A 14,064-nucleotide genomic window follows, 5' to 3' on the forward strand; every position below is an offset into this window, starting at 1 on the left:
CGATGTGAGCGTCGGTTTGGTTGCGTTGTGTGCGGGGTGCGCGTCGTAACCGTCGGTGAGATGGTGTGAGTGACGGTTCTGACGCGTTGGATGACGTTGGTGCACCCAAACCGTCGCTGAGCTGGCGTGAACGTCGGTTGCGTTGCGTTGCGTCGGTTGTGTTGCGTTGGGTGCGTAGGTGCGTGGGCGATGATGATTCCACTGCTGAGGGTGGTGTTTGCGGTGGAATCGCCGTCATATGGTGGAGGGCGCGCCACATGACCGCCAATGAGTGAGTACAAGCGTCGGATATTCGGATGAAGTAACGAGTAAGTTGCGTGTCCACCAGTCGGACACGCCCCGCTTGCGTCCAACGCTATGAGTTATGCTCGTCACATATGGGACAAAATCCCGCACCTGTCCGTGGACTTGAAGTGATTTGCCTGGGCCTGCCGTTGCCAACCGGCGGCAGGCTTGAGCACTCACTTGCTTGCCGTAGTTGCACCAAGAGCTCACCGGCGCAAAGCCACACGCTGCACCCGCAGCACGAAACGTTGAAGCGATCAACACGTAGAACAAAAGGAGCCATCAGTATGGCAGCACAAATCTGGTACGAAGACGACGCCGACCTCGCCAATCTCAACGGCAAGAAAGTAGCCATCATCGGCTACGGTTCGCAAGGCCACGCTCACGCGCGCAACTTGCAGGATTCCGGCGTCGACGTGGTAGTCGGCCTGCGCCCCGAATCCAAGTCCGTCGAGTTCGCCCGCGAGCAGGGCCTCGAAGTCAAGTCCGTGGCCGACGCGGCTAAGGAAGCGGACATCATCATGTTCCTCGCTCCCGACCAGTACCAGGCGCAAATCTATCGCGATGAGGTCGAGCCGAACATGAAGCCCGACGCGGCGCTTGCTTTCGCGCACGGCTTCAACATTCATTACGGCTACATCAAGCCCGGCCCGGAGCACCTGGTCTTCATGGTCGCCCCCAAGGGCCCCGGCCACATCGTGCGCCGCGAGTACACGCAAGGCCGCGGCGTTCCCGTCGTGGTTGCCGTTGAGCAGGATCCCAAGGGCGACGGCTGGGCCATTACGCTGGCCTACGCCAAGGCTTTGGGCGCCCTGCGCGCCGGCGCCATCAAGACCACCTTCACCGAGGAGACTGAGACCGATCTCTTCGGTGAGCAGGACGTGCTCATGGGTGGCGTGAACCACCTGGTGGAGACCGGTTTTGAGGTGCTCACCGAGGCCGGCTACCAGCCCGAGATCGCTTACTTCGAGGTGTGCCACGAGCTCAAGATGATCGTCGATCTCATGAACGAAGGCGGCCTGAACAAGGACCGTTGGTCCTGCTCCGACACCGCCCAGTACGGCGACTTCACCTCCACCGTGGTGGACGAGTCCACCAAGGATCGCATGCGTTATCAGCTCAAGCGCATCCAGGACGGCTCCTTCGCCAAGGAGTTCATGGACGACCAGGCTGCCGGTGCCCCGCACTTCAAGGAGCTGCAGGAGAAGTACAGCCACGAGAAGATCGAAGAGGTCGGCCCCAAGCTGCGCGCCATGTTCTCCTGGAACAACGGCCCGGCCGCCGACAAGGACGAGGACGAGTCCTTCACCGGCAAGATCGCCCGCTCGCAGGTGCAGTAACTTGCCTTTAGTAGCGTAAGCTAGCTCAGGGAGTGACCTCCAGCTCAGTGCGGGGTTGCTCCCTTTGTATATCTGGGTGACTGCACTGTCCAACAGGACCATTTTCTTGGGGATGGTCGAGCACACATTGAACAATGCGCAAATCCCGACACTCTTGAAATGCGTGGCTCTAATTTGGGCGTGCAATGCGTTCTGAGTGCGTTCCGTGAGTACTTTTTGTTTGCAGTGTACGATTGACGTACTTGTAGAACGTTGGAATTCCGCCATTCATGGAATCGCGCTATGCGTGAGTGCTTCAGAACAGTACTCACGGAACGGTGACACCATGGTGAGAGGCCTCGCAGCGCGTGTAGCTGCTGTGAGGCGTTTCATATGTTGGCATATCTATGAGCTTATTGCGCCATGTGGGTTAGAGTCTGAGCATTACCATGGTGTTGTGATTGCGCGAATGTAGTTGGATACGGTATCTTACGCCGTGGTATCAATACTAAATTGGCGAATCTGCATGGCATCTGGGTTCTGGAATATGGGGCTACTGCCATCTGGTACGTGTGGAGGGAACATGAGCGGTAGTAGCGGCAGCACTAAAGACAACCAGCTGGAGCGTGGGCTTTCCAACCGGCATGTACAGTTCATTGCCATTGGAGGCACCATCGGCACGGGTCTGTTCCTGGGGTCTGGCAAATCCATCGCGCTTACCGGCCCAAGCATTGTGCTCGTCTATATTGCGGTGGGTGTGATCATGTTCCTGCTCATGCGCGCTATCGGTGAGCTGATGTATAAGGATCCTGACCAGCACACATTCATCAGCTTCATTGGCCGTTATCTTGGCCCCGGGTGGGGGCATTTTGCTGGATGGACCTACTGGATTGTGTTGATTTTGCTGGGCCTGACCGAAATCACGGCGGTCGGCACCTATTTCGTCACCTTTTTCAACACGTTCGGTATTAATCTTAAGAGCTGGCAGTGGCTTATCGAAATCTGCTTCCTTATTGTGCTCGTCACGATCAACCTTATTGCCGTCAAGGCGTTCGGTGAGACCGAATTCTGGTTCTCGATGATTAAGATCACGCTTATTGTGGGTCTCATTGCCACTGCAGTGGTGATGTTGGTGATTGGCTATCATTACCCGGCGGTGCATGTGCAGGGCATGGATCATCCCGGTGCGGCCGGCCATGTTGGGTTCGACAATATTTTCAACGGTTTGCAACTCGCGCCCAACGGTCCGTTGGCGTTCCTCATGAGCTTCCAGATGGTCTTCTTTGCCTACGAGATGATTGAGTTTGTCGGCGTTACTGTCTCAGAGACGGAAAACCCTCGCAAGGTGCTGCCCAAGGCCATCAATGAGATTATTGTGCGAGTGCTCATCTTCTATGTGGGGGCGCTGCTGGCCATCATGCTCATCGTCCCGTGGCGTACGTTCCAGCCCAACAAGGACGGCTCGTTCGCTTCCCCGTTCATCATGGTGTTCCAATATGCGGGGCTTGAATGGGCGGCGGCACTGGTGTTCTTCGTGGTCATCACAGCGGCGTCCTCGGCGCTCAATTCGTTGCTTTACTCTGCGGGACGCCATCTGTTCCAGCTCGCGGGGGAGTCGCCGTCGCCGAGGTTGCGTTCTTTGGCGGGCGTTTCGAAACGCAAGGTGCCGGCTCGCGCCATTGTCGCTTCGGCGGCTCTTATCGTGCTTGCTCCTATCATCAATGCTATTCCGCAGGTTTCTGGCGCGTTCGTGCTGTTTTCTTCGGCGTCCAGCGCAGTAATCATCTTCGTCTATGTGCTCATTATGGTGGCGCACCGCAAATATCGCCGTTCGGAAGATTTTGATCCTGATGGTTTCGTGATGCCTGCATATAAGGTGACGAGTGTGCTGGTTATTGCGTTCTTTGTGTTCGTTTATGCCACGTTGTTTATTTCGTCCGATACGCGTGGGTCGGCATTTGCAGGGTTGGCATGGTTGGCGCTGTTCGGTGGGTATAGCCTGATTCGCGGTCGTAAAGCGGGGGTCATGCTTGAGCAATGATGCTGGCAGGAAGTACCGATGAGCCGCTGCCGGTGGATTCTGGGGTGCGCTGCACCTTGAACTGTTTAGGTGCAGTGGTCATGCCGCGCACCGGAGGCGGTGGATGTATAGCGTGGGCGTGTCTGCCGGGTGTTTGGCAATTCGGCGTGAATGGGATTTGCTTACAGAAATATTTACACTGTAAGATATTATTTAGTGTAAATTAACTTTGTGAGGAGGTGTTCACGCATGGAAGGATTCGAACAAGAGGCGCTCCGTGCGCTTCATGACAGTCTGCATCATCAAAGGTCGGCGATGTGGCATGAGCTGGATCGCTCGAACCGCGGCGGACCTTTTGTACTGCATCACCTGCTTCGGCATGGCACATCCACCCCGTCCGCACTTGCTGCGGCGCTTCATGCCAGCTCCGGTCGTATTTCGGCCTTGCTGGGTTCATTGGAGAAGAAAGGGTTGGTCACTCGTTGCATTGATTCGAAGGATCGGCGCAATATTCTGGTCTCGTTGACGCAACAAGGGCAGATTGAAGCCAAGAGTGCCAATGACGAGATTAGTTCGGTGACGCGCTGGGTGTTCTCTCAGATGGGGGAGCGGCGTACGCGAGAATTCGTCGATTTGGTCGAGGAGTTCATGACCTATATGTCGGTGTGTAAGCCGGGTGAGCCTAGGCCGAGTCGTGAAGTGGTTGCGCATGCGTTCGATGAGCGTGCTCGTAAGCGAGTCGATGCTCGGGGCGATGACGGCGCAATCGCGGCCGTTGGTGATGACTGTAGTGTGGACTGGCAAAGTCAGGTAGCATAACGGTTTGCTGTTTTGGGCGGACAGGGCATATACGCCCTGCGGAGAACGTCTGATCTCTGTCAGTGATACAGAGTACATTATCAATCACTACACTAAATAGTTAACACTAGAAGATATTTAAGGGTACTCGGTAAGCGAACCCGTATCCAGCAAGTCAAGCCACTGACTATGTGGCTCGGCTGTTGCGGGATGACATAAGGCAATGGCATACACGTTTTGCACAGATGCCATTGGTGAACATGCCGCGCGCAACATAAGAAAGAAAGGGGAACCAATGCTTCGCATTAGCAAATACCTCTCCAAAACGGAGATAGGGCAGCTATTGCTGGGTCTCGCGTTCATGGTCGGGCAGATTTTCTTCGATCTGAAGCTGCCTGACTACATGTCTCAGGTCACCACTTTGGTGGAGACCCCAGGCAGTGAGATGTCGGAGATCTGGAAAGAAGGCGGCAAGATGCTGCTCATATCGCTCGGTTCGCTTGTATGCGCCGTGGCGGTGGGCTACTTCTTGGCCCGCGTGGGAGCTTCGTTCAGCCAGCGTCTGCGCTCGCTCGAGTTCCGTAAAGTGGAATCCTTTGGTCCCGCCGAAATGGACAAATTCTCCACAGCAAGCCTTATCACCCGCTCTACCAACGATGTAACGCAGATTCAGATGTTCATCACCATGGGTGTGCTCATGATTTTCAAGGCTCCCATCCAAGCGGTGTGGGCCGTGTGCAAGATCTTGGGCAAGGGTGACGAATGGACTTGGGCCACTGGTATCGCCACTGTGGCCATGCTGGTGTTCATGGTGATCATCATGGCGCTCGTTGTCCCCAAGTTCCGCTCCATGCAGAAGCTCACCGACAACATCAACCAGGTGGCGCGCGAGAATCTGACTGGTCTGCGCGTGGTGCGTGCTTACAATGCCGAGAACTACCAGGAGAACAAGTTCGATAAGGCCAACAAAGACCTGACCGATACCCAGCTCTTCACCACCCGCACCATGTCCATCATGATGCCCGTCATGAACACCGTCATGAACGGTTTGGGTCTGGCCATCTACTGGATCGGCGCCTACCTCATCAAGGATGCCGGTGCCACCAGCAAGCTGGGTGTCTTCTCCAACATGATCGTGTTCTCCAGCTACTCCATGCAGGTGGTTATGGCCTTCCTGCTGGTGAGCATGGTCTTCGTGCTCTGGCCGCGTGCGGATGTGTCGGCTCAGCGTGTCATGGAAGTGCTTGACACCGAGCCGAGCGTGGAGTCCGGCACTGCCATTTCCGGCAAGGAAGGGCAGAACGGTACGGTGGAATTCAAGAACGTGCAGTTCACTTATCCCGGCGCACGCAAGCCTATGCTTGAAGGCATCTCCTTCAAGGCGGAAAAGGGTCAGACAGTCGCCTTCATCGGTGCTACAGGTTCCGGCAAGACCTCGCTGGTCAACCTCGTGCCTCGCTTCTATGACGCCACGCAAGGCCAAGTGTTGGTTGACGGCGTGGATGTGAAGGATTGGGATACCGAAGCGTTGCGCGCCCGCTTGGGCTATGTGCCTCAGCAGTCGGTGATGTTCAAGGGCACCGTGGCATCCAACGTAAGTTACGGATCCAAGGCCGAGCGTACCGAGGTAGTGGAGTTGGCAGATACTTCCAATGCCAAGGGGCGTAAGCGTGAAGCTGAGCTTATCGCGCAGAGTTCCAAGAATGTGGGGCTTACCGAGCAGCAGCTCGACGATGTACGCAAGGCTGGCCAGGTGGCTCAGGCCGACGAGTTCGTGGGACGTATGGACGGCACATGGGAGGCTCCCATCGCTCAGTCGGGTTCCAACGTCTCTGGCGGGCAGAAGCAGCGTCTGTCCATTGCGCGAGCCGTGTACCGCAAGCCCGAAGTGCTTATCTTCGACGATTCGTTCAGCGCTCTGGACTTCAAGACCGACCGCGCTGTGCGGGATGCCCTGAAAGAAAAGGCTGCCGGAACGACCAAGCTCATCGTGGCCCAGCGTATCGGCACGATTATGGACGCCGACACCATCGTGGTGCTTGACGACGGCAAGGTGGCGGGCATCGGCACGCACCGGGAGTTGTTGGACAATTGCGAACTCTATAAGGAAATTGCGCAGTCCCAGCTCAGCCCCGACGAGCTGGCAGCCTGAAGCACGAGTAAGTAAGGAGGAACGAAATGCCAAGAAGAATGCGCAGGACGGTAGAGAAACCGTCCGATTTCAGCGGCGTGATGATGAAACTCGTACGCTACTGCAAGAAGTACATACCGGCGGTCGTCATCGCCTTGGTTTTGGGAACCGCTGGCACCATCTGCCAGATCATCGGCCCCGACAAGCTCAAGGACATGACCAACGAGATTCAGAAAGGTCTGCCGGCTCTGGTGAACGGCAAGCCGGTGCTCGGCTCCATCGATATGGGTGCGGTCACCAAGATTGCCTGGACGCTGGTTGCCCTGTATTTGGCCTACGCCTTGCTGGGATATGTACAGAGCTGGATGATGGCTACCGTCACCCAGCGCACTGCCCAGAATCTGCGTGGTGACATCTCCAAGAAGATCAACAAGCTGCCGCTGAGCTACTTCGACAAGACCAGCTACGGCGACGTGCTCTCCCGCATCACCAACGATGTGGATGCCATCGGCCAGACGCTCGGCCAGTCCCTCGGCTCGCTCATTACCTCGGTGACCCTGTTTGTTGGCGCATTGGTTATGATGTTTGCCAACAACGTGATCATGACGCTTTGCGCCATTGTGACGGCACTGATCGGTGGTGTGCTCATGCTGGTGGTCATGAAGGTCTCGCAGAAGTACTTTACCCGCCAGCAGATTGCTTTGGGCGATGTGAACGGCCATGTCGAAGAGATGTACGCCGGCCACACCATCGTCAAGGCCTACAACGGTGAGGCGGACTCCATCCGTCAGTTCGAGAAGTACAACAACGACCTTTACGATTCTGCGTGGAAGAGCCAGTTCCTTTCGGGCCTCATGAACCCGATGATGAACTTCATTGGCAACCTGGGCTACGTGGTCGTGTGCATCGTGGGTGCTTCGCTCGCGCTCAATGGCAAGATTGAGTTCGGTGTGATTGTGGCCTTCATGATGTATGTACGCCTCTTCACTCAGCCGCTGTCTCAGTTCGCGCAGGCCTTCCAGAACCTGCAGCGTTGCGCCGCCGCCTCCGAGCGCGTCTTCGACTTCCTTGAGGAGCCTGAGATGAGCGACGAGAGCGCTAAGGCTGAGCTGCTCGGTAAGGATGAGCGCGTACGCGGTGACGTGGAGTTCCAGGATGTCAACTTCGGCTATGTGCCGGGCAAGACCATTATCAACGACTTCTCCGCCTCGGTGAAGGCTGGTCAGAAGGTCGCCATTGTTGGTCCCACGGGTGCCGGCAAGACCACTATGGTCAATCTGCTCATGCGCTTCTACGACATCAACAGTGGTTCCATGTCGATTGACGGCATCGATACCGCCAAGGTCACGCGAGCCAATGTGCACGACCAGTTCTCCATGGTGCTGCAAGACACTTGGGTGTTCCATGGCACAGTCAAGGAGAACATTGCGTACTCGAAGAAGGGCGTGAGCGACAAGCAGATCGAGGATGCATGCAAGGCTGTGGGACTGGATAGCTACATCCAATCCCTGCCGCAAGGCTACGATACGGTGCTCAATGAGAGTTCATCGCTCTCTCAAGGCCAGAAGCAGCTTATGACCATCGCACGCGCGATGGTGCAGGATGCGCCGATTCTGATTCTCGACGAGGCCACCAGCTCGGTGGACACCCGCACCGAGGAACTCATTCAGAAGGCCATGGATCAGCTTACGGTTGGTCGCACCAGCTTCGTGATCGCGCACCGCCTCTCCACCATCAAGGACGCTGACATGATCCTGGTGATGAACCACGGCGATGTGATTGAGCGCGGCAACCACGAGGAACTGCTGAAGAAGGGCGGCTTCTACGCCGACCTCTACAACAGCCAGTTCTCCCAGCTCGCGGCATAGTTTACAACGCAGATAACGGGCGGGTGCGCTTCCAATGGTTGAGTTGGAAGCGCACCCGCCCGTTTTGTGTTGGCGCCGCTTGATTGTTATTTCACTTTTCTGATGGTGAGGATAATGAAAGCACCTGCCATGACCGCGACGATTGCAATGGGGAAGACAAGGAAGTAGCTTCCCGTTGCAGAGACTATCGGTGAGACGACCATGGGGGCTACGACTTGTCCCAGTGTGTTCGCCAGGTTGAGAATGCCGAGGTCTTTTCCTGCTTCGTCGGGATTGGGGAGCACATCAATATTGAGCGCTTGGTCAACGGCCGTATAGGTGCCATATCCGAGTCCCATGAGCCCGGCATAGATGAGCATGGCCGTTTTCGTAGGCCACAGCCATGGTATGGCGATACCGAAGCTGATGACTACCGAGGAGACGAAAACAGGAAGTTTGCGTTTGCCCAATTTATCGGAGATCGGGCCTGAAAGCAGTGAGATGATGAGCGATATGATCATAGTGATCATGGCCATGGAAGATACGGTGGCTGCAGCTGATTTTTGATTCTGCCCAATGTAGCGCATGCATACGTAGAGTTGGAAACCGACAATCATATTGTAGCCGAGAATAAGTAGCAGACGGCCGATGAGTGCCTTGTAGAAATCGGCGGCACCGTGGGTCGGTGGCCGGAACTGGAGTACAACTTGCTTCGCGCTGAACTTGGCGGCTGAACTGTTTGCGGCAGAATGCTCACGTGGCATCAGCAAGACCGTGATGAGGCCTATAAAGAGCCAGCAGACGGTACCGATGATAAAGCCGACTTTGGGGTTGTCGATGAAAGCCGAACCTATCATGGTGCCCAAAGACTGTCCTACAATCTGCCCGGCACCGTAGAACGCGCTCATGGTGCCGCGGAACTTTTGGGGAACACGATCGGAAAGAACGGCGACGCAGGATGCGAGCATACAGTTGAGGCCGACTTGCAACAAAGACCACCATGCCACAATCGAGACCAGTGAGGTGGAAATAGAGGTCATGTAGTATGCCAATGCGGCAACGGGAGCTCCGGCGATAATCCACGGGGTTCGTTTCCCGAAACGGCTATGAGAAGCGTCGGAGAGCGCACCGAACACGACGTTGGCGATGAGCGCGAAGACGATGCTGACGGAGTTCATGGTGCCGAGGATGGTTTCGCCTTTACCAATACCCAAGGTGTTGAAGCGTGCGGGAAGCAAAACCGATGAGGCGATGCCTCCGGCAGTCATGAATGCTACGTTGAAGAAGATGAATCCCGCCCCGAAACGTACCAGTCTTACTGCACTGACCGGTTTTCCCGTGTCGGGTGCCAACTCTTCATCATGTAGGGTGTCATGCTGCACGGCAGCAGAGTTCGTTTGGACTGACATAACCTATACCTCCTTTGGTATTGGAATGCGATGACAGAATCAATGGGAGGTGCCGGACGTGGCGAACGGAGCGTTGTTGCGCCCGGCACCATGCTGCTCCTAATCGTTCAGGGGCAAATATTTTTTGATGAGATACACCGGAGTGCAGCTCCAAGCGTGGCAGTAACTGTTGATGAGTGTGCTGCCGTACGGTGAATAATTCGGATCATTGGGATCGAACGCTTCCCAGTAGGTGTCGGCGCCGAGACGGACCATTGCGCCCCAATACCCTTTCATGAGCTTGACTGCCTCGTCTGTGAGGCCGGCGACGAACAATGCTTCGACGATGTGGTGGTACATGTATGGCGTGGCGATGCCGGTGACGGGGAAGAGGCTGCGCACGGCGTTGGTCATGAGCTCTCGGTTGCCGCCGTCGTCAAGCACGTGTGCCAGCGTCATCCATGTTTGACTGGCGATGTTGCATTCGGCGTCGGGGCCGGAAACGAACAGTCCCTTGCTGGCGTCGAACAGGTTGGTCCGCGCGTATTCGACCAATACCCGCAACCGCTCTTCGTAGGGTTGAGCGTCGTTGCCGGCAAGCGTGGTGAGGGTGATGAACTGGCGCAGCGCATAGATGAGAATGCCGTGCACCGCGGTGGTCTTGTCGAAGTCGTTGGACCAGTCAACGAACACCGGGGTATCGCCAAGTTGAAGTTCGCCGTTTTCTCCCACAAAACGCAAATCCACGTCCATCTGCTGCTTGGCGATGGGATACAAGTCGTGCAGCACTTCCGTGTCTTGTTCGTGTTCCATCAGGTCGCTGAGGGACGATATGAAGAACAGTCCGTAGTCATAGAGGAAGGTGTCGTCCGGAATATCCGGATCCACGAACACGTTGGCGGATATGCGCCCGTCCTCAGTATTCATGCCTGCAAAGAGATACAGGCAACGCTTGATGAGTGTGGTGTCGTCAAACGTGGCATAGTCCGCCAGTGCCTGTAGGCGGAGGTCTCCGGTCCACAGTCTTCTGTCGCGCTTCGGCCCGTCCTCGAACACCTCCTGCATGCAGTCCTGCAGCGTTTTGCATCCGACCTCGTAGATTTTCTGGATTTCGGGGTCGTGACTCACGCTCTCGTGGGGCATAGCGGTGACCGAACTGACGGTGCGCACGGTGGCGTTGCTGAACACGGCCTGCCATTTGGGCGATGTATCAAGCACCGTGAGTTCCACGTAGCGGAAGCTGTATCGGCGCGGCAGTTCCAGGTCGGTCGGCAAAGCATCCAGATGTATGGTTTCCTCCTGAATCCAGGATTTGCTGAGCCAGCCGTCATACGTGGAGCTGTCCTGTGAAAGCTCCACCGGCATTTCGGCAAATTTGAGGCGCAGGGTCAGCGGTGCATCCATGGGCGATCCGACCGATTCGATGTGGATGGAGAAGTGCCCCACCATGTGGTCGCCGAAATCGAGAATGACTGAGTCTCCTCGCTTCATTGGCGATGATTGTTTCTTTGCGTCGGTATCGGTGACGATACGCACACCGCCCAGTGATGCCGCGTCTTGGATGAGCGTGCCGGTTCCCGCAGGTGCGACCGTGTCGGTGTGCAGCGCCGGCCGCAGCTTATTCGCTTTGGCAAGCAGCGATTGGTTGTGGTTGAATTTGACGTCACTGTTGATTTGGAATGTGAAACCCAATGATGTTCCTTTCGAAAGCGAATGGTGTGGTGACGGTTGCGCGTGGAACCGTCACCACAGGTATTGCCGGGATGCTAGGCATCCAGCTCGCGAACGTTGTACTTCTTCTGCATGGCGATCATCACCAAGCCGCCGATGAGCCCCACGGTGAGCAGAGCCGCAAAGCCGAACATGGTGCCGCGGATGGCTGAAGGCACCACGAGAGCCGGGGTGATGAGAGCAAACAGGCCACAGCAGAATCGTGAGAAACCGTTGATGAAACCTTGTACGGAGGCGCGAACCTCTACGGGGAAGGACTCCTGGGTCCACACTTTGTACATGGCTTCACCGGCGAGGTTGTTGCCGATGTTGTAGAAGCCGATGGCGATGACGATGGGCCACAGAGAAGAGCTGGACAGCGCCAGACCAAGCATGGCTGCAATCTGGATGATCTGTGCCACCACGAAGACGATATTGCGCCACTTGCCGCCGGACAGCGAGGCGAAGAGGGAGGTGGTCACAAGGCCAAGCAGATTGAGCACGATGCCGGCGCCTGTGGCGAAGGTCTGGCTGGCGTGGGCTTGTACCAGCGTAAACGTCTGGAATTGGCCGAATGTGTTGGCCAGGAGATTCCAAGCCAAGTAGAAGACCATGATGCAGGTGAAGAAAAGAACGTACTTTGAACTGCCCTTTGAGAAGAAGACGCTGCGAATGGTGACGTCATTGGTGCCGTTCACCACAGTGTTGCCGCTATCGGCCTGGGCTTGACGTTCTTGAGCTATACGTGCATCGGCTTCCTCGTGGAAAGCACGGAACTTGCTGGAAAGGAGCCGCCACAGCCAAGTGATGGCTGCGACAAGTGCCAGCAGTGCGAATACGATACGTGCTCCGGTGGCTCCTGAGATTTTGGAGACGAAGAACGCCGCCACATAAGAGCTCAGCACGCCGATCTGCCAAAAGATCTGAGTGGATGAGACCAGCTGCGCAGACGTTTTCTCGTTGGGGGAATCGTGCGAAACGACCGTCAGGCTGATGGGCAGGTCTGCGCCAGAGGCGAACCCTGTGATGATGACTCCGGCCAATAGCATCGCATAGTTGCCTGAGAATACGCATATGAGCGCACCGATGGCATAGATGAAGTTGAGCCAGTTGAACGAGCGGATCAGTCCAGCGTATTTGGTGATTTGCCCGGAAAGCAGCGATCCGGCAGCGATTGCAAATGTTAAGGTTCCGGAAATGATGCCTACCTGTCCATTGGTCAGGTTGAGCCCTTGCTGCCATACCGTAATGGTTGCAGAGAGTCCCACAATGATTCCGGAACCAAGTATTGAGCCGATTCCAGCTGCGATTGCGAGAGGCTGGTATCTTCTGAATTCAGATGTTTGTCCCATGTTCTCCTCTTTCTTCGTTGATCGAGATGCGTGTGAACGTAAAATTTATGATAATAATGTGCTGATGGAGCCGCAATGCTGGCAGACTCTTACTTTAATTGCATATTCACAGATTCGTGTGCGAACATCGTTTCGACTTGTGGTGCCCCTCGCGTTCGGCCGTCTCTGGCTCGATACCTAGAAGTAGCATGAAGGTGTGGTGTTTTCTCAGAAGCTCGAACGGGCACTGCACGCGCACAACGATGTCGAACGCCGTCAGTTGGCGCAAGGTGGCAGCAATTTCAACTACATGAACTTGGACTTCAGTGACGGTCCGGTTCCTCAGATGCCCGAATGGGTGTTCTTCAAGGACGGCAGCATCGCCATTTCCAAGAACAATCGGTTCTCGTACGTTCCTGAGCACACCCATAGCTTTATCGAGATGAATTACATGTATTCCGGCCGATGCACGCAGTACATCAACAACGAGCTGATCGAGATGCATGAGGGCAGTCTGGTATTGCTGGATAAGGCGGTGCCTCACCGCATTTCCTATACGGGCGAAGATGATATTTTGGTGAATATCCTCATTCAGGAGAACGCTGATATTGCTTCGATGTTCACCATGGTGCCGGAATCACTCAATGTCATCGCCCAGCTCATCGCCAATGTGGGCAATGCCTCTACGTTGCATGGCAATCTGATTATTTTCGACCTTCAAGGGCATGCCGTGCCTATGAACTTGGTTGAGTCGCTTATCGAGATGGGTTTGGAAGGCATCCCGTCCGCGCAGCGCAACCGTGCGATGGAGCTCGTGCTTTCTGCGTTGATCATTGAGCTTAAAGCGTTGATTTCCAGAAGTGTCATCGATTTCGGCAATATGCAGGCGGAGCAGGTGGCTCCCATCATCGCCTATATTAACGAGCACTGCGATACGGTCAGTCTGGCTGCGGTGGCTGATGAATTCGGCTACAATCGCAACTACTTGAGCAATAAACTCAAAAAAGCCACCGGTAAGAGTTTTCAGGAGCTGTTGGATAGGCGCCGCCTTGTTGAGGCTCAGAAGATGATGAACGGGACGGATCTGAGCAATCAGGAGATCAGTGCTGCGATAGGGTATCGCAACGTGACCTCGTTGTTCCGTTTGTTTACGCGCTACCTTGGTATTACCCCTGACAAATACCGTCTCAACAACAGGCACATTTGAGCGGCGGCCTGCTGCTGTCGCCCACCGT

At 55.7% G+C, this 14,064-nt stretch carries 9 protein-coding genes; 6 read left to right on the forward strand and 3 right to left on the reverse strand.

Features of this window, described 5'->3' with window-relative positions; genetic code table 11:
- Positions 1–572 precede the first annotated feature (572 nt).
- The 5 genes from ilvC to ACSYSO_RS01110 all read left to right on the forward strand — a co-directional run bounded on the left by ilvC (position 573) and on the right by ACSYSO_RS01110 (position 8,421).
- Entirely contained in the window at positions 573–1,625 is a 1,053-nt protein-coding gene (ilvC, locus tag ACSYSO_RS01090; RefSeq protein WP_489760590.1) for a ketol-acid reductoisomerase, read from the forward strand.
- Between the two features lie 562 nt (positions 1,626–2,187).
- The gene (locus ACSYSO_RS01095) at positions 2,188–3,645 is read left to right on the forward strand and encodes an amino acid permease (RefSeq protein ID WP_489760591.1); all 1,458 of its coding nucleotides are present in this window, start codon (positions 2,188–2,190) and stop codon (positions 3,643–3,645) included.
- Positions 3,646–3,873: 228 nt separating this feature from the next.
- Entirely contained in the window at positions 3,874–4,443 is a 570-nt protein-coding gene (locus ACSYSO_RS01100; protein ID WP_489760592.1) for a MarR family winged helix-turn-helix transcriptional regulator, read from the forward strand.
- 274 nt (positions 4,444–4,717) lie between these two features.
- Positions 4,718–6,574 (forward strand): ABC transporter ATP-binding protein, encoded by a 1,857-nt coding sequence (locus tag ACSYSO_RS01105; RefSeq protein ID WP_489760593.1) that lies wholly within the window; start codon positions 4,718–4,720, stop codon positions 6,572–6,574.
- A gap of 26 nt (positions 6,575–6,600) precedes the next feature.
- Positions 6,601–8,421 (forward strand): ABC transporter ATP-binding protein, encoded by a 1,821-nt coding sequence (locus ACSYSO_RS01110; RefSeq protein WP_489760594.1) that lies wholly within the window; start codon positions 6,601–6,603, stop codon positions 8,419–8,421.
- 86 nt (positions 8,422–8,507) lie between these two features.
- Here the strand turns inward: ACSYSO_RS01110 and ACSYSO_RS01115 are convergent, their stop codons facing one another.
- The 3 genes from ACSYSO_RS01115 to ACSYSO_RS01125 form a co-directional block, all read right to left on the reverse strand.
- Positions 8,508–9,809: an MFS transporter gene (locus tag ACSYSO_RS01115; RefSeq protein ID WP_489760595.1), complete on the reverse strand. Its 1,302-nt coding sequence runs from the start codon at positions 9,807–9,809 to the stop codon at positions 8,508–8,510.
- 99 nt (positions 9,810–9,908) lie between these two features.
- On the reverse strand, positions 9,909–11,480 hold the full coding sequence (locus ACSYSO_RS01120; protein ID WP_489760596.1) for an alpha-L-rhamnosidase-related protein: 1,572 nt from the start codon (positions 11,478–11,480) through the stop codon (positions 9,909–9,911).
- Positions 11,481–11,554: 74 nt separating this feature from the next.
- The gene (locus ACSYSO_RS01125; RefSeq protein ID WP_489760597.1) at positions 11,555–12,850 is read right to left on the reverse strand and encodes an MFS transporter; all 1,296 of its coding nucleotides are present in this window, start codon (positions 12,848–12,850) and stop codon (positions 11,555–11,557) included.
- 196 nt (positions 12,851–13,046) lie between these two features.
- On the opposite strand from ACSYSO_RS01125, the gene ACSYSO_RS01130 reads away from it, so the two are divergent.
- Positions 13,047–14,036, forward strand: a complete 990-nt coding sequence (locus ACSYSO_RS01130) for an AraC family transcriptional regulator (RefSeq protein ID WP_489760598.1) — start codon at positions 13,047–13,049, stop codon at positions 14,034–14,036.
- Positions 14,037–14,064: the final 28 nt, after the last annotated feature.

Source organism: Bifidobacterium sp. ESL1130, from assembly GCF_058507935.1.